Genomic DNA, 22,071 nt, shown 5'->3' on the forward strand with positions numbered 1-22,071 from the left:
CGGAAATACTGCATCTGGATCGGAACGCGGCCATGCAGTAATCTCCATCCCGCTGGTCCAAAATATCCATCAGGTCACCCTACGACAGGACGATAGACGCACGAATATCACGCCTGCGAAAACGTCTGAATGACGACGCACAAGACCCTTCTCTGATCAAGACCATCTACGGAGGCGGTTACATGTTCACCGCACCTGTGATCTGGAAGCCGCACCTCCAGCATTAGCATCTTCACGCTGAACTGACCGACTTTCTTGGATCAGGCTTTGTGAGAAAGTGAGCTCGGTGTAATGTAAACGTACTTATGAGCCGCAGGAATGTACGGACTTACGAGACATCCTTTCTCTTGAGCCTCAAGGGCAGGAAGGATGACCGCGAGCATAAATTCAGGCGCGATGTAGGCCACAAGCTACGGGTGCTCCAACGCTGCGCGGAGCTGATTTACTCGTGAGCCAATTGAAGGAAGCTATATGTTCTGGTCTGCATTGAGAAGTTTGGACCAATCTGAATGAGAGTTTTCCGGTTAGGCTAATACCGAAGGGAGCCTGCGCGCCATGGCATCCGGGACAAGCCCACTGCACCAGCCTCGCCATGGCAGAATGGCTTTTCCGAACGGTTGATCGGATCGATCAGACGCGAGTGTCTGGATCACGTGGTGATCTGGGGCGAGGCGCATCTGCGCCGGATACTCAAATCTTATGCCGAATATTACAACCGTGTCAGAACCCATCGATCTTTGGACAAGGATGCGCCGGTCTCTAGGTCGGTTCAGCGAACCGGTGTCATTTGTTCACGCGCCATTCTGGGCGGACTGCATCACCACTACGCCCGTGTCTAGGTTTTCGGTACAGCCAGCCTGACTAGGTTTACGACAGGGACACTCAAAAATTGCAACTCATGTCGCGGTCGCGCAATTGAACATACTTTACCGGTTGCATTGGTCCAATCATTCATGTATTGGACAGAAATGGATTTCTTGACCGTCAAAAGCACCCGACTTTTTGAGAAAATCTCCCATCAAATCGGGGAGCAGATCCAATCTGGTGCACTGGCTTCAGGTGAAAAGCTTCCTAACGAGCGGGAGCTGGCTTCCGCGTTCGGGGTGAGCCGGCATGTGGTGCGAGAAGCTCTTCGTTCGCTCGAATCCGTCGGGCAACTTGAGTTGAAGAAAGGTGCAGCGGGCGGAGCGTTTGTCGCTAAAGATTCCCAGCCCTTCACCAAGATCATGCGCGGGATGGTCGAGGTCGGGGGAATCTCGCTCGCTCAACTCACCGACGCTCGGCTGGCCATTGAATCGGCGGTGATAAAGGTCGCCTGCGAAATCGCCGACAAAGCAGATCTGCAAGCCCTCGAAGACAATATTAACGCGGCGGAACGCGAAACGCTGGCCGGTAATTTGGCGACGAAAACGCAGTTAAACGTTCAATTTCATATCCTGCTGGCAGAACTGACGGGCAATCCAGTTCTCATCATGATGATGAAGTCCCTCATGAACATCCTGAGAGACTTCATCGCGGAGGTCGGATCCGTCATGGGTGTCGACGTCATCAAATCGCGTCGCCGGGTCCTGAAGCACCTGCGGGATCGCAACTCTGCGCAGGCCATCAAGGAAATGGAGCGGCATCTCAAGGTGCTGCACCAGCACTACGTCAAAGCAGCAAACGTTAAACCAAAATCACGAGAAGACCTTCATGGTTGATGTCGACACTCTGCAATCGATGGTGGATCAAACCAGGCGATTTGTCCGCGACGATCTCATTCCATCCGAGGAATGGGTCGAGGAGCACGACGAAATTCCGGATCACATCGTCTCGAAGCTAAAGGAATTTGGCTATTTCGGTATGACGATTCCGGAGCAATACGGCGGCCTCGGTCTGTCGATGTTCGAAGAAGTGAGCGTCGTTTGCGAAATCGGTTACGCCTCTCCGGTGTTCCGATCCTATTTCGGGACCAGCAACGGCGTCGGCACGCTGGGCATAATTATTGATGGCACCGAAGAGCAGCGACAAAAATATTTGCCACGCATCGCGACTGGAGATTGCATCGCGTCTTTCTGCCTGACCGAACCCGGAGCTGGGTCCGACGCTGGGGCTTTGACGACCAAGGCAACGCGTGATGGCGATCACTACGTCATCAACGGCACTAAGCGGTTCACGACCAATTCGCCACATGCCAACATCTTCACCGTATTTGCCCGAACCGATTCGAAACAACAAAAGACATCCGGCATATCCGCTTTTCTCGTCGAAAGGGAACCACCCGGCATCACCATTGGACCGCGCAACAAAAAGATGGGGTTTCGCGGCTCCCACACCGCGGACGTTATTTTTGAAAACTGCCGGGTGCCGGCGCACGCACTGCTCGGCGGTCAAGAAGGCGTGGGCTTCAAGACCGCAATGCGGTCATTGGACCATGCGCGGCTCCATATGTCTGCCGTCGCCACGGGATTGAGCGAGCGGCTGATCGACGAAGGTTTGCGATACGCGTCCGATCGCGTGCAGTTCGGCAAGCCAATCTCACAGTTTCAGTTGATCCAAGGGATGCTGGCTGACTGTGCGGCCGAGGCATTGGCTTCGCGGGCAATGGTCGAGCGCGTCGCGCGGATGCGCGACGACGGACGGCCTGTGACGAAGGAAACAGCGTGCTGCAAGTACTTCACGACGGAAGCGCTGGGCCGGATCGCGGACCGCGTCCTGCAAATTCATGGAGGCTACGGCTACATCAAGGAGTATCCGATTGAACGATTATTCCGCGATGCCCGCCTGCTGCGGATCTACGAAGGCACGAGCCAGATACAGCAATTAGTCATAGCGCGAGAGATGCTGAAGCAGCATGCAGCCTAGAGTCCGTCAGACGCGCACCAACGAGTAGAGACGGATGAAAAGCCGACCGCTGGACCATATTCGCGTACTCGACCTCACGAGCGTTGTGATGGGCCCTTACGCCTGTCAATTGCTCGGCGACCACGGCGCCGACGTGGTGAAAATCGAATCGCCGGACGGCGATGTGATGCGTCTGTCGGGTCCCATGAAGAATCCGGGGATGGGCCATCTTTATCTTTCGACCAATCGGAGCAAGCGTTCGGTCGTCATTGATCTGAAAAAGGCAGCCGGTCGCGAGATTTTTTTGAAACTTGCGAAGGATGCGGACATCATCCTTTACAATATCCGCCCCAAAGCGATGGCCCGGCTCGGCCTTTCGTACGAAGACATTTACAAGGTCAATCCGAAAATCATCTATGTCGGCGCGTTCGGGTTCAGCCAGCGCGGACCATATGCGGCGCGGCCGGCCTACGACGATCTCATTCAAGGCATGTCCGGCCTGCCCTGGCTTTCAATGAAAGCAGGAGCGCAAGAGCCTCGATACGCCCCGATCATCCTGGCCGACAGGATCGTCGGATTGCAGGTCGCCTTCGCGACGCTCGCCGCCCTGCATCATCGGGATGTGACGGGCATTGGGCAGCGCGTCGATGTGCCGATGTATGAAGGCCTGCTGTCGATCGTTCTCGGCGAACACCTCGCGGGGTCCGCTTTCGAACCGGCTGTTGGAGACCTCGGCTATCAACGAAGCCTCGCGCACAACCGCCGTCCGCACAGAACCGCCGACGGCTACGTCTGTACGCTCGTTTATTCCGACAAACACTGGCGCAGTTTCTTCGATGTGATCGGTCAGCCGCAGATTTTCGAAACCGATATCCGGTTCTCGTCCCAAAACGAGCGACTGAAACATATCGACGAGGTTTATGGCTATTTGGCCGGCGTGCTCGCAACCAGAACGACCGCGGAATGGATCGCGCTGTTCACGAAGGCCGATATCCCAGTCGCGAAAATGCATTCGCTCGATGACATCCTGACCGACCAGCATCTTAACGCGATCGGCTATATCACAACGGTAAATCACCCGTCGGAAGGGCCGATCAAGGACATTGCAATCCCAACCGAATGGTCTGCCTCGCAGCCGGTCTCCACGCGTCATGCTCCGCAACTTGGCGAGCACACTGTGGAAGTCTTGAGAGAGGCCGGGATCGAGCAAGAAACAGTGGACGCACTTCTCACACAAGGCGTGATAATGGCCGGAAAGGCCGCGTAACAAAAGGAGGAACACCATGCTGAGAAAATTAGTGGCCTGCGTTGGGATGCAATCATTCGTCATGCTGCTGTATTTTCTCAGTGGCGATGCAATCGCTCAGGTCCCCGACGAACCGGTCAAGCTCGCCGTCCTTGACGATATGAGCGGCCCTTATGCCGAAAATTCCGGACAGGGCAACGTGCTCGCAGTCAAAATGGCGATCAGGGATTTCGGCGGGACCTTGTTTGGAAAGCCGATCGAACTGGTTTCGGCCGATCTTCAAAACAAGCCCGATATCGGCATGGCCACTGCGAGGAAATGGTTCGATGTCGACCATGTCGATGTCATTCTCGGCATGGGGAGTTCAGGAGCCGCCCTCGCCGTTCAGAAGCTGGCGCTTGAGAAGAACAAGATGACTCTGGCGACAACGCCGGCGACAGCGGACCTGACAGGAAAAGCCTGCTCGCCAAATTCAGCTCATTGGGTTTACGACACATATGCACTTGCAAAAGGCGCAGCGAGCGCCGTTGTGCGGCAAGGCGGCAAAAGCTGGTACTTCATCACAGCCGACTATGCCTTCGGACATGCGCTGGAAGCCAACGCCGCCTACTTTGTGAAGGCGCTTGGCGGAACGGTAATCGGCGCTGTCCGGCATCCGATCGGCTCGTCGGACTTCAGTTCGTTCTTGTTGCAAGCACAGAGCTCGAAGGCGCAAATCATCGGCGTCGCAAATGCGGGCGCCGATACGATCAACGCGCTCAAGCAGGGTGCAGAATTTGGCATAGGAAAAGAACAACGCATGGTCGGCCTGCTTATGCAGGTGACGGAGATTCATGCGCTTGGGTTGAAGGCGACACAAGGACTTCAGTTCGTCGAAGCATTTTACTGGGATCAGAATGACGAAACCCGCGCCTTTTCCAGGCGGTTCTGGCAAGAATACGGCCAGCCCCCGACGCAGGTCCAAGCCGGAACTTACAGCGCCGCGATGCACTATTTAAAAGCAGTTCAGGCCGCTGGCACCAAGGAAGCTAAAGTGGTCATGGCAAAAATGAAGGACATGCCCATCAACGATTTTATGACCAAGAACGGAAAATTGCGCAAAGATGGCCGAGTGATCCGGGACATGTATCTTCTTGGAACCAAACCCCCCGAGGAATCAAAGGGCGAATGGGATCTTATGAAAGTCGTCGCAACAATTCCTGGCGAGAACGCATTCCGCCCGCTGTCTGAGAGCGAATGTCCGCTTTTAAAAGAGCATTGACCCGCAATGCATCGAACCGAGCTATTGCAATGTTGTTTCCCGCGTCATTCCATAACGGCCATTCCGCGAATCCGGGCCCGTTCAGTCCGTCGCACGATCAGATTTTCATATCACGATCGCTAGACGGAAAGTCGAGCCTCAAATGCAATGACGGGGCGCGTTTGCAGATGCGGCGCGCAGGAGAGCTAGAAGGCGTAGGAAATTTGATCACTATGGGCCGTCGCTGATCTCGGCCGCGCCCACATATCAGCATCTTGCGACGGGCTTTGTCGTCGGCATGCGCTTTCACTCGGCGCGTGTAATTAGGCTGGCCGACGCCAAGCCGCTTCATCTCGGCCATGTAATGAAGGCGGACGGCCGCTGGCGCCTATTCCTGTTTGCCGACGATAAGACGCCGGATCATCCTGCGTCGCGCCTACGCGCGCTATGCGATTTTCTTGGCCGGTCTGATCACTCGCCTGTCAGGGTGCACACCCCGACCACAAAAGATGTCGATTCGGTGATCGATGTGCGCGCCGTCTTTCAACAGGCCCATCGCGATCTCGCCTGTGATGCGATTCCGGACCTGCTACGGCCGCGCAAGGGCCGGTTCGGCTTGATCGACTACGAGAAGGCGTTCTGCCCAGACAAAAAAAGCGACGACGATATTTTCGAGCAGCGAGGCATCGACAGGTCGGCCGGATGCATCGTCGTGGTGCGGCCGGATCAATTCGTAGCGAATGTCCTTCCGCTAGATGCGCATGAGGAACTTGCTGCCTTCTTTCGCGGATTTATGATGCCGGTCGGTGCCGTCTATAGCGGACCAACAAAGCACTATCCGTAGTTCCTAGGTATTTCCGCGCTGGAGGCGAAGCCGGCAATTGCTCGCCCAAACTCCCTGCGTTCGACGTCTGATCAATGGCCGCCTCATCGGCTGGAGCGGCTTAAGGTGGCCCGACTACGATCAGACAATGAATCGGCTCAAATAATCCATTGACCCCGCCCGTGCCGCCGTCACCTTCCTTTCGGGCAAGCGCACTGTTCAAGTTGCGCCCATCCGGCCGCCGCCGGCCATTCGCGGCACGCGCCGCCCTTTGCATGGGCGCGCCGGTATTGGTCGGTTGGGGTGCGGAGGAAGTGACAGCCGGGCTGATGGCCACCCTCGGCGCCTTTACCTCCTTGTGTGGAAGCGACCGGCGCATCCTTGTTCAAAGATCGATGCGTTCTGACGCCGTTGTAATAGTCGGCATGGGATTTCAGGACCCGACGCGAATGCGCCTCGCCCCAGATCACCACATGGTCCAGACACGCGCGCCTGATCGATCCGATCAGGCGTTCGGCAAAGCCATTCTGCCAGGGCGAGGCTGGTGCGGTCGGCCTGTCGCGGATTCACGCAGCCGGCGTGTGACGACGGCGCCCTAGATGTGGTCACGATCGCGAATGAGGTAGCGAGGGGCCTCACCGCGCTTCATCCGATTGATGAATCTGCTTTGGAACCGTCATCACGATTGCGACGATAGCGATAACCACCATGAGCACATTGAACATCAGCGCCACCGCCGCCGCATACCGAACGTTGATATTATCGGTCCGCCCCATCGCGATCTCCGCGAAAGGAACGAACCCTTCCATATGACTGACCCCGGCAAAGATTGCCGCGGAAATTGCGACGCCGAAGGCCGCGCCCAAAGACGACGCCATCTTGTAGATGCCAGAGGCTGAGCCCGCGTTCTCTTGCGGAACATTGGACAGCGCTGCGTCGGTTGAAGGGGTCGCGTATAATCCCAATCCGACGCCAAACAGTGTGAACCCCACAAATGCAACGATGAGGTACTCGCCCGCCAGCAGGAAGGTAAAGGCCGTTAAGAGGATGCCAGCGCCGGTAATCCAACAACCTAGCAGCATCGGCTTTCTGAAGCCCATCCTTTGCAGCAGCTTCTCACCAACACGGATCGTGGCAAGCACGCCTACCAGATATCCAACGGTCAACAATCCCGATTGCAGCGATGATAGACCGGCGGCTTCCTGAACGAGGGTCAATACGACAAGTAAAGTGCCAGCAGCCCCGTTGAGCAGGAAATTCGACAAGGTCGCACCGCTGAAAGTTTTGTTACCGAAAAGCGTGAGGTCGACGAAGCCGTTCACATTGCCAGTTTCGATTTTGAAAAAAGAAACAACTGCGACGAGGAACACGACGGTCAGAATCAAAACCATGGGACTCAACCATCCCAAGGTAGCCCCCTGTCCAATGACAATGTTCAGCGCCACCATCGCAACGATAAATGCGATCAAGCCTGACCAGTCAAAAGACCGTCGCGCCGTCGCTTCAACCTTGCTCTCAGGGGTGCCCCGGAGCAGAAGAACACTCAAGACTGCAACGGCGATCGACATCCAGAAGATCCATCGCCATCCGATAGTCGAGGCCACGAGGCCACCAAAAAGGGAGCTGAGACCCGAGCCACCCCACGAGCCGATGGACCAGAAACTTAGCGCGCGCTGGCGCTCTTTGCCGTCAAAATAAGCTTTCATTAAAGCGAGTGTCGCCGGCATGATACAAGCTGCCGAGACACCTTGTACAACGCGCCCAACCATCAAAAACGTCGCAGTTCCGGTCGGCGAGAGGGCGATCAACAGCGAACCCAGGATGCTGAGCGCGAGACCGATATTGGTCAGCTTCACGCGGCCCAGTCGATCGGCCAGGCCGCCCGCCACGACAATAAAAATCCCGGAGAACAGCGCCGTGATGCTGACGGCAATGTTGCTCACGCCCTCGGAGATCTGCAGATCGCTCCGCATGGCGGGCGCGACGTTCAATGTCGTCTGTGCAAACAGCCAAAACGTAACAACCGCAAGGACAATGCAGAGAATGAGCTTGTCATCCCCGCGATAGTGAGGAGCCTCTATTGAACTGTTGTTCGATGCGTTCATGCTCGCTCCTGAAGTGGCTTGGTGAATCGATACTGCAGTTACAACAAAGAGACCGACACGAGTACGCTTACTTATTCCATCTTCAATTCCCGGCGGCCTTTCTATTCATTGTCGCCGGATACAGTCCTCATGCGAACACCGACTTCCTGCGGTTACGGTTCGCCCGCCGTATCAGTGTCCCTGGAACGTCGCCTGTCCGCCGCGGCGACCGGAAGCCGCCAGCCCTGTCTGATCGCAAGGACGCGGAGGCCGAAGCAGAGCGCCGCTCCAACAAGTGCCGCCAGTCCGGACGGAAGATGCAGCATATTTGCGATCACGACGATCGCTGCTCCAACGAGTGCCGCGACAGCATAAAGGTCGGAACGCAACACGGTAGGGACCTCGGCCAACAGAACATCGCGCGCCATGCCGCCACCTATTCCTGTCAACATGCCAAGCAAAGTTGCCATGATCGGGTTCAGCCCATACCCAAGAGCCTTGTGTGCTCCGGAGACCGCGAAGAGAGCCAATCCGGCGGCATCAAATAGCAGCACCGGGTTCCACCGCTGAACAATCACGGATGGAAAATAGAATGTGACGAGTCCGGCGACGAGAGAGACGCCAAGATAGTGCCAATCGTTGATGGCCCCCGGCGGAACGGCACCAATCAAAATGTCCCGGATAATTCCCCCGGTATTTGCGGCCACAAAAGAAAGCACCAGGACGCCAAACAAATCCAGCTTGCGCTTGACGCCAGCCATCGCTCCACTCAGCGCAAAAACAAATGTGCCCGCGAGATCGAGCACATACGGAAGCGACCCCATGATGACCTTCCTCAAGCCAGGTTATGTACGAGCGCTTCGCTTCTCGCTACGAACGACGGGACAGCCGCGACTGCCCCTGCGTTCAATAAGAAGGTTCGACGCTTCAAGTCATGTTCGCTTGCCACCATAGCGAAGCTTCTGTTCAGTACAAATAGGGCGTGACGAATGTCGTGGCGCTGCCCATTTCTGCTGACTATTGCCTGACTATCTCCAGCGCTTTTCTCAAATTCTCCGCGCTCCCTTCCAGTGCGCTGCGTTCCTCAGCCGACAGATTCGGCTGCAGCACCGAGATCACGCCCGCGCGGCCGATTATGCTTGGCAGCGAGAGTGTCACGCCGAACGTATGCTGGAAACTGCCGATCGGGATTACCGTACGCTCATCGCGCAGCACCATTTCCGCAATCCGCGTCGATACGATACCGATGCCGTACTGGCTCGCGTCATGCCCCTCGATAATAGTGATGTTGGCATAGCGCACGTCCTTTTCGACGTGCATACGCAAATCATCAAGCTTCTCGCCGCGCTCCTCCAGGAGCTGTGGCAGCGGTATGCCTCCGATTGTCGCTGACGACCACAGGAACACCTGTGAGGTGCCATGATCACCGATGACCTGCGCCTCCACATGCTTGGAATCGACGCCAAAATACTTTCCGAGATGCACGCGGAAACGCAGGCTGTCGAGGAAGGTGCCTGCGCTCAACACTCGATCATGGCCGGCCACTTCGCGTGCGATATCGGCGAGCGGATCGGGCGGATCGGTGACGGCGACCAGCACCGCGCTGGGCGCGGCATGCACTATTTGCGGAACGATGTCGCGATAGATAGCGGCATTCTTGTCAAGGAGCTTAAGCCGACCCTGCGGATCGTTGCGGTCGGTGGCACCTCCCGTCTTTTCGTTAACGCCGGCAGTAATGAGCACCACACCCGCATCAGCAAGCGCGTCGTAGTCACCGCCCCTGATATCTACCTTGGGGCCAAGCGGCGTTCCGTAGCGGATGTCGGTCGCAACCGCCTCCGCCGTCTTGTGGGTGCGGTTCACAAGCACGATCTCGCGCGCACTGCCGCGCACCACAGCCGCAAGTGCGATAGCGCAGCCCACATTTCCGGTGCCGACGATGCCGAGTTTCACAGGCTCTTTCCATCGTGCAGTTTCGACGTCAGGAAAACTTACAGCTTCAATGGGCGTCTCATCGTCGCCGCTCCCCCGTCAACTGGTCTATTGGATGCACGCGCCATAGGGGATGCAGCCATCCGACGTCGCCGCAACCGATCGTCGCGTCTTGGGGGGTACCCATTGTTTTGAGGCAGACCCGCCAACGCGACGCATCCTATGCCGACAGCCACGCCTGCGTCGCGACAACCAGTGTCTCGACGCCGGTTCGTAAAGTCGGATGGAGGACCGGCGCGAACTTCGGACTGTGATTGACAGGAAGCTCATTCAGCCGATTGGCCGCCTTGGCTTTCGCATAGAGAGCCGGGTCCGTGCCGCCCACGAACCAGAAGACTGACGGGGAATGCCATTCGGACCCGAACGATCCGAAATCCTCGCTGGCCGGCGCTGGTCCTGTTTCGCGAACCCGCTCCGCGCCGAAATGCCCTCGGAAAGCATCGACCACCCGCTTGCTTGCATCGCGATCGTTCACATTCAGCGGGTAGTGATCCAGTGTCGTGATCTCGGGTTTGCGCGGAGCCCCCGAAGCTTCAGCCTCGGCATTGACGATCCGCTCGATCGCCGCAAGCACACGCGTACGTACCCCTGCATCGAATGTCCGCACATTCAATTTGATAATGGCTTCGTCAGGAATGACATTCTCTTTGGTGCCGGCCTGCAAGGCCCCGACGGTCACAACTGCGGCTTCAGCGGCAGCCACCTCGCGGGAAACAATAGTTTGAAGCCGCATCACAGTTGCCGCCGCCATGATGACCGGATCGATGCTGGCCTGCGGCATCGATCCATGCGCACCGCGCCCGAACAAACGAATCTGCAAGCTATCCGCCGCCGAGGTTATGGCACCTGCACGTCCGGCAACAGTGCCCGACGGTCCCACCATGACGTGCTGCCCGAGCACCACGTCCGGCTTGGGAAATCGCTTAAACAGACCATCGTCGATCATGGCCTGTGCGCCTTCCGCCGTTTCTTCTCCGGGCTGGAAGACCGCCATGAGTGTGCCGCGCCATGTGGTTCGTGCCTCGGCGAGCAATTTCGTGGCGCCCGCAAGCCATGTCACATGCATGTCATGGCCGCACATGTGCGAGACTGGCACGGTTTTTCCTTCTCGATCGGTCGCCGTTGCCTTACTGGCATACAGCAGCCCCGTCGCCTCTTCGACAGGCAGCGCATCCATGTCGGCGCGCAGCATGACCGTTGGCCCATCGCCGTTGCGGAGCAGCCCTACGACACCGGTTTTGCCGACACCCGTTGTGACGTCATAGCCAGCGGCACGAAGACGGTCTGCCGCCAAGCCGGCTGTGCGCGTCTCCTGCATCGAGAGCTCTGGATGTGAGTGCACATCTTTATAAAGCGCTTCCAAATCAGGAAGCAGGCCATCGAGGTTGCGCAATGCGCCATTAGGAGAAATCGCCTGGGACTTGTTCATAAGTCAGACCTTTCGGCTTTGCGAGGTCGATAGCTTGCTCCTCAATCGAAGGCCCTGTGCAACGATCTCGATCTGAAAACCTTGCACTGGATCAGGCTTGCCGCAATTCATTTAAAGCGTCTTCAAATAAAGGTGACAGGTATCGGATTGAAAGGTTTAGGGCGAGGCTGGTGCGGTAGGTCTGTCCCGGATGCCCATTGCGCGCAATCGGCGTCTGACGACGATGCCAAAGATGCGATCCCGATCTCGGATCATGTAGCGCGGAGCCTCATCCCAGGGAAATGCCTCGGTTAGTTGACGTGCAACCCATTCTGCCGTCGCTTCATAGCCCTCGCGCAAGCTGCTTGCTCACGCCTTTGACTTCGGTGATTTGCGCCGCATGGCAAGCGAGCGGCGGATCGAGGCGCGGCGGGGTTTCCGTATCTGCACCTTCGTGGACGGCGCGCCCGAAATCGCAGTCCCTGCCATGTAGGACGGAGGATCGCTGGCGGGGAACGACGACATTGCGCCCTCCATGAAAGAATCCTCGGTGGTGACAATCAGATCGTTCTTCATAGATGAACCTCCACAGTTGATGACATTGGAGCGCAAGCGCGCCCTTACTCGTTAACGGGCACAATCCGGAACTCCAGGATTTCCTTCACCCCTCTCAGATGCCGCGACAACTTCTCGGTATTGCGAAGATTCCTGCCCTTAATGATCATGCGGTACTCGAACGTCTGACCATCGTTCATGAGATGCTGCGAAAGATTCGCGATCTTGAAGCCGTTGGCTCCAATCAACTCACGCACCGAGGTCTCCGTAATCACGTTTTCACGCTTGAACTTGATCTTGTGATCCACATAGATTTCGCGCGGCAGGTACTTTTCGAGCGCACGGAATCCAGACAGTACGATCAGCGTGACAGTGGCTCCGGCAATCGCTGGAACGTAAAATCCAATGCCGACAAGGATGCCGATTGCTGCGGTGACCCAGATCGACGCTGCCGTCGTTAAGCCACGCACCGTTGGACTTTCCTTGAAAATGACGCCCGCTCCGAGGAATCCGATCCCTGTCATGATGCCTTGCGCCATGCGTGTCGGGTCCGTGCGAACTGCATCGGCCGGCACATTCGTGACCCATCCGGTCTGGAACACGGTTACAAGCATCAGAAGCGCGGACGCGACACAGACGAGCGTGTGGGGCCGGAAGCCGGCAGGGCGACCGTGAAAGCTCCGCTCGAACCCAATGGCCGCGCCGATCGCAGACGCGACCAGAATCCTCGTCAAAATGATTACTGTTTCATCGAACATCATGCCTCATGTCTTATCGCAACAGCGCCATTCAACGGCACAAGCGACGTCAACTGGAACACCAGGTGCGATACCAGTTGACGGCGTCTTGTTGTCATCAAAATTGCAGACAGCGACAGCTGTTCAACTGTCAGTCCAGACGTCGCGGGTTGCCAGATCTGAAACCCTGCTTGTGATCCGAAAGCTGATCGCGGTCAGTTGAAGGCTCCCGACGCCGCCAGACACAAAAGTATGACGCCACAGGTGCCGAGCGCCGACAGAACCATAAACATCGTGTCAAAGTTCTTTCGACGCGGGACTGCTACATGCGCTGACGTCTGAATGCTACGCATAGTCGTGATCCTTTGCATGAAATAGCCATGCCAATCGCTCTGGAATCCCAGAGGTTGGGATGTCATGGACGCAGATGCAGAAGCACTGACGTGCCGATCCGCTCAACGAATGCTGTTTTGGGAATGGAACTCTCGACCCCGGGCGGCTGAAAGCCTGCCCGGGTCACCTGCCAATTTGCAGGCAGCCCGCGCGACAAGTGCGTTTTTCACGGTGGGCCAGAATGCTCATAGCATTAAGGTGGTGGGATTCAGAACTTAATCAAGCAGCCGGCCAGCACCGCGCCCTTTTGCCGCTGCACGTTTCTTCAGGCCATTCGCAAATTCATCCCAGCCAGAAACGCAGCATCGAGATCTTCCGTTCGCGGCAGGTATCTAGGTGACGCCCTCGAATTGTTGTATCGGCGCGCGAGATTGACTTTTCTTCATGAGACCATAGGTTTCAAGAATGGTCCGCGATTCACATTGTTGGCAGTCACGTTTGCGCGCTGGTCAGCTCCTGTCAGGACGCTGACCCGGCAGCGCGTACGCTCGCGCTGTCCGGGATAGACCAAGTATCCAACTCAAATTTTAGATCTGATCACACTTGTGACTTCAGTCACAGGCGAATTTGCGCGGGAAATTCCGGCTGCAATGTCATTCAATCGACGTTGCGGATGAATCGCTCTCGCCTGCTGGAGCCGACAAGCGACAAAGGGAGGAATACACCATGGTCGTCATGATAGGCGCGTCACTGCTGCTCGCAGCCTGGGTGGCATTTGTTTTCAGCAGGCACAACCCGGACCGAAGAATCTCGTCAGACAGCGCACATCCACCCCGTCCGAAGCGAGCGCCGCATCGCTGGTACCGATAACCATCATCGCGAGTTTCACACGGTCTAATGCGAGGAGAGCAAAATGAACGTCGTCAGCTGGGCCCCGCCTCCACTGCAGATATGGACACCCGACTTGCACCGTCTTCAGCGGCTCGCCCATTCAGCAAAAAGCGCTGGTCATCCCGCCGCGTGCTTCCTGCTTTCGGAATTAAACCGCGCCAGTCCTTACGATTCGAGCGAACCACCTGCGTTCGCTGTCTCCGTCAATAGCTGGGTCACATTTTCCGTCGATGACTCGAATATCGTTCAGCGGCGTCTTCTGGTTCTGCCGGAAAATTGCATCCATGCCGACACCCATATGTCGGTGTTGTCGCCAATCGGTGCGGCCCTTGTAGGGCTGCATCAAGGTTCGCGCATGCCGTATGTCGATTTTGACGGTCAAATCAAAGTCGTGACCGTCAAAGCTGTTCGCATCAACAGGAACTCGATACAACGAGAAATCGCGGTTGCCGTATGCACTGCTTCTCTTTTGGTCATTTGGATCACGCTGATGATAATTTACAGATGACTCTGCGATCTGCGCAACTTCCTTTAAAATTTGCAGTCGCTCTCCCGAACCTGCGCCGTATAGAATCGAAAATTTAGTTATGTGACAACCTCTGACTAGCGCTGAGCAACTTACGCAAGGAAAATACGATGATTGAGAACCTGCTGTCAGAACATGACATCGCGCTGAACGTCATTGCCAAAGGCAAGCAACCGGCCCTGACGAAAGTTTCTTTTGGTTTGGCGCAACGTGCCGGCATCACGGAAAAGAAAATTCTGTCCGGCCTTCTCGCTCGCGAAAAAATGGGATCAACCGCCTTCGGGAACGGAATCGCAGTTCCTCATGCGCTGCTCCATGACCTGTCACATCCGGTCGCTTCATTGACTCGGTTGTCCGCGCCGATCAATTTTGACGCGCCGGACGACAGTCAGGTCGACCTGCTTTTCGCACTGCTCTGGCCTCGGCGCGACACCCAGCATTTCCTGCCAACCTTGGCCAGCGTCACCAGAATGTTTCGCTACAAGTTCCTGCGCGAAGCATTGCGTGAGGCGCGCTCACCTGCGGAGGCATTTGCAATCATGTGTTTCGAGCCGATGCGATTCTCGATGACTGCTCAATCTCGAATGTCGCGCGATGCTTACGCCGCTGGTTTGACGCAATAAGCAGCATTTGACGCTGCCACGGCGATTCTCATGATACAGCTCGTCGAGAAGCGGCTCCGATTGGAGGCGATGGCACAAGGACCTATACGCCAAGACTCACTGAAAAGATGGAGGCCCAACGACTTCGAGTGGAGAGACAGAATGCAGCCAGATTTGCTGCCGCTATGTCCAAATCTCGGCCTCGAGCGCTGCCCGCGACCGAAATAGATCGACAACCGTCCAACCAATGAGCCTGAAAAGGTCTCTCATTACACGACAGCATCGCCCGATTCTCGGTCAACCGCCAGCCGGATGAGGTTTGCGACAGGGACAGGGTCGAACGCGGCCGCTCATGCCATCGAAACGAAGGCCACGAAACCAATGTACGACTAGTTTCCAGTGGCTTTCGAAAGCTCGACGATCTTACCCCACTTTGTAATTTCGTCATTCACGAATGCTTTGAATGGAGCACCCGTTAGATGCCCGGGTTCGACGCCAAGCTTTCTAAATGCTTGAGCCATATCCTCGGATGCCATGATCTTCTTCATCGCTCGCTCGAGCTCTGTCCGAGCTTCGCCTGAAAGACCAGCCGGCGCATAAAGACCAAACCAGGCCGATGCGGAATAGCCCGGAAGGTTGCCGGCCTCAGCAATCGTTGGCGTATTGGGGAGAGACGAGACGCGCTCGCCGTTCGTCACAGCAAGTATCCTCAGTTTTCCGGCTTCTGCGTTCGCCAGAACAGTCGGCAGTGAATCGAACATCACCTGGATATGTCCGCCAATCAAATTGGCCATCGCTGGAGCAGCGCCCGGATAAGGCACGTGCATCATGTCGACTCCAGCCATCAACTTGAACAGTTCCCCGGCCAGATGGTTTGCGCTTCCGACCCCGGGCGACCCGAAATTCAATGTGCCCGGCTTCGCCTTCGCATACTTGATAAGCTCTGCGACCGAGTAAACTGGCAAGTCGGGGTTGACGACCAACGCATTAGGCACAAGCGCGACGAGTGCTAACTCTGTGAAATCTTTCTTGGTGTCATACGGCAGACTTTTCTGCAGAGTTGGATTGATGACGTGGTGCGTCGAGCCTAGCAAAATGTGTGAACCGTCAGGCGCGGAGCGTGCCACGAACTGCGTACCCACCGTTGCGCTGGCGCCGGGTCGATTTTGAATCACAACTGTGACGTCGAGCTCTTTGCCGAGGCGAGCCCCCAGCTCTCTCGCAAGAACATCGGTCGTGCCTCCGGCTGGAAACGGCACAGTAAGTTGTACTTGATTGACCGGATAAGACAGAGCCGACGTGGCGTAAACGATTCCGAAAGTGACACCGATCGTCGCAAGCATGCGGGTAACTCTCATAACTTTCTCCCTGTCGAAGCGATGCGCCTCGTCTACTACATGTTAAAAGTTCGCCAGAAGAACAAAATAACCACCTAGTGAAATCGTAGATATCATCTGCAAGCTCTGCAAGCTGTTGTCAGCCATGCCTGCATCGAAGGATCTATGAATGCGTGAGTGGCTTGCTCGGTCGAGCGTGTTTTGTGTCGTGAACCGGCGCGGACATGCGTAGTCTTGATGCCGTATGCCATAACTTTGGAAGAAATTGCTCAACTGCTGTTTTATGCGTGAATTCGCCTGAGGCTAAGCTCACGTTGATTGCAGCAATCACATCACCATTCATGTCACGCACAGGCACGGCGAGCCCACAGATCGAATCATCGAACTCACGCTCGCCCCATGCGTATCCTTGCTTGCGTACTTTGATTATCTCAGCCTTCAGCCTCGTGCGGTCGGTAATGGTGACACTCGTCAACTTGCGCATCTTCACCTTGCGAAGAAATTGATCGAGCTCATTGTCCGGAAGTCCTGAAAGGAGCACGCGACCCATTGATACTGCGTAAGCGGGTATCAAACTTCCAAGAGAAGGACTAACTGGGAGAATGCGTTTAGCGTGTTGCCGCTGCAGGTAGACGATGTCTTCGCCATCCAAGACCGAAAGAGCACAAGATTGTTTGCTGACTGCGCTAAGCTCTTCCAGTGCGACTTGCGCTTCGCGCCAGTAAGGCAGCGTGGAGAGATATGAAAGGCTCAGCCGAAGTACGCGGGGTGTAAGCCAGTACAGCTTTCCATCGCTGCGGACGATTTCAAGATCGATCAAAGTGAGGAGAAAGCGTCTCACCGCCGTGCGCGGAAGCTTTGTTGCATCTGCCAAATCGGCAAGTGAATGGCGCCCGGGCGCTTGGCCTAAAACTTCTATGACCGTCAGGCCTCGCGCGAGAGACCGGACGAAAGCCTCACTCTCTGGTGTTGCCATTTCCACAAGCCTTGACAGTTAGGATCCGATGACTTTTAGTTTAACCGTTTAGCGGATGATATTGACCGCTAAGCGGTCATAAGTCAACTTTGCGAAGGCAGGCCGGAGACAACGATGACAGCTGAAATGGAAGCAGCCGACTTATCCGCGAACGTCGTGTCGGCCGAAGAACTGATGGCTCATCCGTTCACTGAGCGGCTTTTCATCGATGTGAGACTTGGTGATCCGGAAGAAGAACTGACGAGCTTTCGTACCTGCCATATTTTTGGGGCTGTTCACGCCCAGATACGCGACGTATTCGCGGCACCGCCGACCCAGACCACGGGTAATTTGCCGCTTCCGTCGATACAGAGCTTGCAGCGCCACCTTGATGGCTGGGGTGTAGGAAACGAAACCGAGATCATCATTTATGGACCGACGCCTGCACTCGCGGCGCGCGGCTGGTGGGTCCTAAGATGGGCGGGTGTGCAGAAGGCCCGTCTGCTCGATGGTGGACTCACTGCCTGGATGGCGGCTGGAGGTGCCGTCGCGCAAGGTGACGAGATTGCGCGTGACCCGGCATCAAAGCCCGCCCACCTGAGTGCGGGCCATATGCCGACGATCGAAGCGGAGGATGTCGAGCGCCTTGACGGGGAGACAACGTTGATCGATGCGCGCGATGAAGCATCCTATTTGGCCGGATGCATCCCCCGCGCTCGAAACCTGCCGGCCTCAGATCAGTGGACTCCCACACGAAAACTCCGTCCTTTACCCGAGATCCGTCAGCTTTATGCGGGCGCGGATGTTCTGCCAAACAAAGACAACGTTGTCGTCTATTGTGGCGGTGGCGTCTTGTCCGCTCTAGAGGTGCTGACGATGGCCGCCGCCACAGGCGTAGTGCCACGGCTATACGTTGGCTCCTGGTCCGAGTGGAACAAAAGCGCTCGTCGCCTAGCACAAAGCGCTGAATACAATCAACAGCTCGTCCGATGATTAAACTTTAAGGTGTCGCATGAACGTGATCCCCCGGCCTGTATCGAACACCGACGTTGACGTCATCATTTGCGGCGGCGGCCCAGTCGGTCTCGCCCTCGCTTATCTCTTAGGGCGGTGGGGTCTCCGTACAACCCTCTTCGAGAAGCGCGCGAATACGACAACTTTGCCCAAAGGGCAATATGTGCATGCACAGACCGCTGAACTTTACCGGCAGTGGGGTGTCTGGAGCCTTCTAGAAAAGCGCGGGTGGTCAATCGAGAAGTCGAATGGCCAGGGCGTTTACGTCAACGTGTCGCGCGGTCCTGTCGCCCAAGTGCGGGCGACAACGGGCAAGGAAGCCGACTACGCCAAGAAGTGGGAGGATCTGACCCCTGTCTATCCGCGTAAGATCCCGGCTTCAGATTATGAAGCAGCGCTGTGTCAGCAAGCCCGCCGATGGCCGTCCGCCGATATTCACTTTAGCACACGCGTCGTTGATATTCGGCCAACCGACACGCACGTCACTGTGCGCGTCCGGAATGAAAGTACGGGTGCCGAGCGTGAGATCCGCGGGCGCTATCTGGTGGCGTGCGATGGCGCGCACAGTTTCGTGCGGAATCGTGTCGGTCAGGGCGAAGATCATGGACCGGCCTTTCTCAATCAGGTGCTTGTAGAATTCAATGCGTCGCTAGATGATACGCTAGGCCGGGATGGGTTCTTCCATTCATTCGTAATTGACCCACGCTACGCAGGCTGGTTCGGCAGCAAACATCCCGATACCGGAGTTTGGCGCTACAGCTTCCGGCATGACGAAGACACCGTTCCGGACGATACGATAATCCTTGCGAGGATTCGCGGCGCTCTGGGCATGGACATTCCAATCGAAATCCTTCGCACTTACCGATTTGACTACACCACAGGCCTGCTCCGTCGTTGGCGCGAAGGGAATGTCTTTTTCGCTGGCGATGCCGCGCATTGGCACTCCCCATGGGGCGGATACGGGGCGAATTCCGGTGTGCAGGATTCCAACAATCTCGCGTGGAAGATGGCGATGGTCTTTAAAGGCTTGGCGTCAGAGGATCTACTCGACACCTATGAGATCGAACGTAAAGCCAAAGCATGGCAGGTCGTGAAAGCCGCGACCTACAATTCTCTTCACTTTCAGAGCATCATGCAGTCGGTCGTCGTCGGCGAGCCGAAACTGGCCACACAGGGCGAATTGAGCGACGTCGGTCGCCAATTCCTACAGCAACGGTTTGATCCTCATGGAGACAACACCGTTTTGCATACGGGTTTCCAGCTTGGGACAGTTTATGATTCACGAGCAGTTATGCGTGACGATGCTGTGGCGCCAACGGCCGACCTGACCAATTACGAGGAAACCACCGTACCGGGTGTCCGCGCTCCGCACGTTTGGCTCCGCGATAGAAGGGGCCAGAAATTGTCCATGGTCGACCTATGGGGCACATCCTTTGGTCTCGTAGTATCTCAAGATCGTGAAGCTTGGTTCAAAGCGATCGAAGCCTTTCGCAAGGAGACTGGCATCCCGATAAGACTTATTGATGTGCTCCCGGGAGGCGAGTATGAGGCTCAGGATGCAAAATTTGATAAACTTTACGGGGGAGAAAACGGCGCTGTCCTGGTCCGGCCTGACGGGTTTGTCATGCGCCTATTTAATGGCCCAATAACAAGCGCTCGCGAGTTTCTCGACGAAACCTTCCGCTACACCTTTGGTCGGCTTAATGCCGGTAAATCGACTACCGACTTGCTTGCGTTGCCACTCGGCGCTGGATGAAAAACTCTCTATATACGTTCTCTCACTAGGATAGATTCCGTAGTGAGCACGTCAAAAGACTAACGGCGTGAATGCCCCCTCGCACCCACGCCGCCAGCCATGTCTGCATCCACATGATCGTCGCCGTACGCGCTTAGAACCGTGGCATGCGAGCCGTGTCTTAAGGAAAAACCTGGCTTAGAGAGCCAGGTGCTCGGGGCATCCTCAAAACGCTCGGGAGGAGAGCATACGATTGTCCCGAAAGTTAAACGGAACCTGCAAACGCACCTATCTTTCTATGTTCCGACGAATTTCGGCGCCCGTTTTTCGAGAAACGCCTGACGGGCTTCCTTCGCATCATCGCTCGCAAATGCACGATGAATATTAGAGACTTCGAGGCGCAGTTGCTGTTCCATATCAATGCTCTCCATCGAACGGACCAGCCCTCGTTTCAACAAGCGCAAAGTTATCGGCGACCAAGCGCAAAGCTCTTGGCAGTAGGCATCCAGCCGCTCCGCAAACATGTCGTCGGCGACAACCTCACCGGCCAATCCCCAAGCTACTGCTTCATCGCCCTTAAGACTGCGGTTTTCGGCCATAAAACGCATGGCGCGCTCGTACCCGATCGTTTGCGGAAGCGTAATTGTAAGGCCGGCATCTGGGGAGCCGCCTATGCGAGTATATCCGGCCATCAGTCGCGCGCTTTTGCTCACGAGCCGCATGTCCGCTGCCATTGCGAGGCCCAAGCCAGCGCCAACAGCAACGCCATTTACGCCGCCCACAACCGGCTTCTCGCAACGCTTCCGGATAGAAAGCAAGAAATGACCGACCCAACCTAAATCGTCGAGCTGAGCTGATTGGGGCGTCAGCGATGAATACTTCTCACTATCAGACAGATCGAGACCTGAGCAAAATGAGTCGCCCGAGCCGGTGATTGCCAAGATCCACACGCTGTCGTCCACCGCTGCAGCATCGACAGCGTTGATTATTTCCCATGCTAGACGTTGATTGATAGCGTTTTTCTTATCGGGGCGATTCAGCGTGATCGTTCTCACATGCCCTTTATCTTTCACATGAAGAAGATCGGTCATGTGCTTATCTCCTTGGCTTTAGCTCATTAGACAGTAAAGACAGCCCAATGGCGCATTAAGCGGCAATACTCTTCAGGCGTGCGGTAATGATGTCTTCGGCTTCTTGCATGATGCGATCCAGCAGCTCCTTGACTGTCGGAATGTCCTTGATGAGGCCGACGACCATTCCGCAACTCCAGCCGCCAGCATCCATATCGCCATCCCTCATGACTTTTGGATAAACACCAGCAACGTCTGGCGCTACGTCGGCGAATGTAATCGCCTGACCAAGTTTTTTTTTCCTTGTCTAGGAGCCGCTCGACACCGGCATTGGTAAGCACGCGTTCGGTGTTACGCAACGGCCTCATTATGAGACGCGTGTCGAGCTCGGTTGCATTCAAAATCGCTTCTTTAACTCGCAGATGAACGGGTGCCTCCTTCGTTGCAATGAATCGCGTTCCCATATTCATACCGTCGGCGCCCATAGCCAATGCGGCTACCAGACTGCGTCCGTCTGCCATTCCCCCTGAAGCGACAAATGGAATCGTCAGTTCGTCCGCCGCTCGCGGTAGCAGAATAAAGTTTGGAACATCATCTTCTCCAGGATGACCACCGCATTCGAAACTGACCTGATGGATATTTTGGACCAGCGGGATGGAGATTACTGCATGGCCGCGTTCCGATCCAGATGCAGTATTTC

20 protein-coding genes and 2 pseudogenes are annotated in these 22,071 nt (G+C 56.1%); 11 read left to right on the forward strand and 11 right to left on the reverse strand.

Annotation, left to right across the window (positions count from 1 at the left end):
- Positions 1-68: 68 nt before the first annotated feature.
- The 7 genes and pseudogenes from AC07UB_RS23045 to AC07UB_RS23075 all read left to right on the forward strand — a co-directional run.
- Positions 69-227 carry a winged helix-turn-helix domain-containing protein gene (locus AC07UB_RS23045; protein WP_494655294.1) on the forward strand — a complete coding sequence of 53 codons (159 nt, stop codon included), beginning with the start codon at positions 69-71 and terminating at the stop codon, positions 225-227.
- A 333-nt stretch (positions 228-560) separates the two neighbouring features.
- Positions 561-839 carry an integrase core domain-containing protein gene (locus AC07UB_RS23050; protein ID WP_494655189.1) on the forward strand — a complete coding sequence of 93 codons (279 nt, stop codon included), beginning with the start codon at positions 561-563 and terminating at the stop codon, positions 837-839.
- Positions 840-968: 129 nt separating this feature from the next.
- Entirely contained in the window at positions 969-1,700 is a 732-nt protein-coding gene (locus AC07UB_RS23055) for a FadR/GntR family transcriptional regulator (RefSeq protein WP_494655183.1), read from the forward strand.
- Complete coding sequence (locus AC07UB_RS23060; RefSeq protein WP_494655181.1) at positions 1,693-2,844, forward strand: acyl-CoA dehydrogenase family protein; 1,152 nt, start codon at positions 1,693-1,695, stop codon at positions 2,842-2,844. Before AC07UB_RS23055 ends, AC07UB_RS23060 begins: the two co-directional genes overlap by 8 nt.
- Before the next feature lie 34 nt (positions 2,845-2,878).
- Entirely contained in the window at positions 2,879-4,090 is a 1,212-nt protein-coding gene (locus AC07UB_RS23065; RefSeq protein WP_494655180.1) for a CaiB/BaiF CoA transferase family protein, read from the forward strand.
- A gap of 16 nt (positions 4,091-4,106) precedes the next feature.
- Positions 4,107-5,330 (forward strand): ABC transporter substrate-binding protein, encoded by a 1,224-nt coding sequence (locus AC07UB_RS23070; RefSeq protein ID WP_494655179.1) that lies wholly within the window; start codon positions 4,107-4,109, stop codon positions 5,328-5,330.
- 220 nt (positions 5,331-5,550) lie between these two features.
- Positions 5,551-6,153 (forward strand): annotated as a pseudogene (locus tag AC07UB_RS23075) (3-hydroxybenzoate 4-monooxygenase); the annotation flags it as partial.
- A gap of 170 nt (positions 6,154-6,323) precedes the next feature.
- Here the strand turns inward: AC07UB_RS23075 and AC07UB_RS23080 are convergent.
- The 7 genes from AC07UB_RS23080 to AC07UB_RS23110 all read right to left on the reverse strand — a co-directional run bounded on the left by AC07UB_RS23080 (position 6,324) and on the right by AC07UB_RS23110 (position 12,932).
- Positions 6,324-6,698 (reverse strand): integrase core domain-containing protein, encoded by a 375-nt coding sequence (locus AC07UB_RS23080; protein ID WP_494655296.1) that lies wholly within the window; start codon positions 6,696-6,698, stop codon positions 6,324-6,326.
- A 69-nt stretch (positions 6,699-6,767) separates the two neighbouring features.
- Complete coding sequence (locus AC07UB_RS23085) at positions 6,768-8,237, reverse strand: MFS transporter (protein WP_494655177.1); 1,470 nt, start codon at positions 8,235-8,237, stop codon at positions 6,768-6,770.
- A gap of 152 nt (positions 8,238-8,389) precedes the next feature.
- Entirely contained in the window at positions 8,390-9,040 is a 651-nt protein-coding gene (locus AC07UB_RS23090) for a trimeric intracellular cation channel family protein (protein ID WP_494655185.1), read from the reverse strand.
- A 193-nt stretch (positions 9,041-9,233) separates the two neighbouring features.
- Positions 9,234-10,169 carry a lactate/malate family dehydrogenase gene (locus tag AC07UB_RS23095; RefSeq protein ID WP_494655175.1) on the reverse strand — a complete coding sequence of 312 codons (936 nt, stop codon included), beginning with the start codon at positions 10,167-10,169 and terminating at the stop codon, positions 9,234-9,236.
- Positions 10,170-10,368: 199 nt separating this feature from the next.
- The gene (locus AC07UB_RS23100; RefSeq protein WP_494655173.1) at positions 10,369-11,637 is read right to left on the reverse strand and encodes a M20 family metallopeptidase; all 1,269 of its coding nucleotides are present in this window, start codon (positions 11,635-11,637) and stop codon (positions 10,369-10,371) included.
- Positions 11,638-11,985: 348 nt separating this feature from the next.
- Complete coding sequence (locus AC07UB_RS23105) at positions 11,986-12,192, reverse strand: hypothetical protein (protein WP_494655171.1); 207 nt, start codon at positions 12,190-12,192, stop codon at positions 11,986-11,988.
- Positions 12,193-12,236: 44 nt separating this feature from the next.
- On the reverse strand, positions 12,237-12,932 hold the full coding sequence (locus tag AC07UB_RS23110) for an MgtC/SapB family protein (RefSeq protein WP_494655169.1): 696 nt from the start codon (positions 12,930-12,932) through the stop codon (positions 12,237-12,239).
- Between the two features lie 1,222 nt (positions 12,933-14,154).
- On the opposite strand from AC07UB_RS23110, the gene AC07UB_RS23115 reads away from it, so the two are divergent.
- Positions 14,155-14,640 carry a GreA/GreB family elongation factor gene (locus tag AC07UB_RS23115; protein WP_494655168.1) on the forward strand — a complete coding sequence of 162 codons (486 nt, stop codon included), beginning with the start codon at positions 14,155-14,157 and terminating at the stop codon, positions 14,638-14,640.
- 128 nt (positions 14,641-14,768) lie between these two features.
- A complete protein-coding gene (locus AC07UB_RS23120) occupies positions 14,769-15,281 on the forward strand; it encodes a PTS sugar transporter subunit IIA (RefSeq protein WP_494655166.1) in 513 nt (170 codons plus the stop codon).
- A 368-nt stretch (positions 15,282-15,649) separates the two neighbouring features.
- Here AC07UB_RS23120 and AC07UB_RS23125 read toward each other — a convergent pair whose 3' ends face one another.
- Both AC07UB_RS23125 and AC07UB_RS23130 read right to left on the reverse strand, forming a co-directional pair.
- Positions 15,650-16,603: a tripartite tricarboxylate transporter substrate binding protein gene (locus tag AC07UB_RS23125; RefSeq protein ID WP_494655164.1), complete on the reverse strand. Its 954-nt coding sequence runs from the start codon at positions 16,601-16,603 to the stop codon at positions 15,650-15,652.
- Positions 16,604-16,760: 157 nt separating this feature from the next.
- Positions 16,761-17,573, reverse strand: coding sequence for an IclR family transcriptional regulator domain-containing protein (locus AC07UB_RS23130; protein ID WP_494655162.1), 813 nt, complete (start codon positions 17,571-17,573; stop codon positions 16,761-16,763).
- 114 nt (positions 17,574-17,687) lie between these two features.
- Here AC07UB_RS23130 and AC07UB_RS23135 point away from each other — a divergent pair, with 114 nt between their 5' ends.
- Together AC07UB_RS23135 and AC07UB_RS23140 are read left to right on the forward strand one after the other, a co-directional pair.
- A complete protein-coding gene (locus tag AC07UB_RS23135) occupies positions 17,688-18,545 on the forward strand; it encodes a sulfurtransferase (protein ID WP_494655160.1) in 858 nt (285 codons plus the stop codon).
- A 19-nt stretch (positions 18,546-18,564) separates the two neighbouring features.
- Positions 18,565-20,322: an FAD-dependent monooxygenase gene (locus AC07UB_RS23140; RefSeq protein ID WP_494655158.1), complete on the forward strand. Its 1,758-nt coding sequence runs from the start codon at positions 18,565-18,567 to the stop codon at positions 20,320-20,322.
- A 275-nt stretch (positions 20,323-20,597) separates the two neighbouring features.
- On the opposite strand, the gene AC07UB_RS23145 is transcribed toward AC07UB_RS23140, so the two are convergent.
- A complete protein-coding gene (locus tag AC07UB_RS23145; RefSeq protein WP_494655156.1) occupies positions 20,598-21,392 on the reverse strand; it encodes an enoyl-CoA hydratase/isomerase family protein in 795 nt (264 codons plus the stop codon).
- A gap of 55 nt (positions 21,393-21,447) precedes the next feature.
- Positions 21,448-21,994, reverse strand: a pseudogene (locus AC07UB_RS23150) (NAD(P)H-dependent flavin oxidoreductase); the annotation flags it as partial.
- Positions 21,995-22,071 lie beyond the last annotated feature (77 nt).

The sequence above is a fragment of the Afipia sp. GW821-FHT04G03 genome (assembly GCF_059419985.1).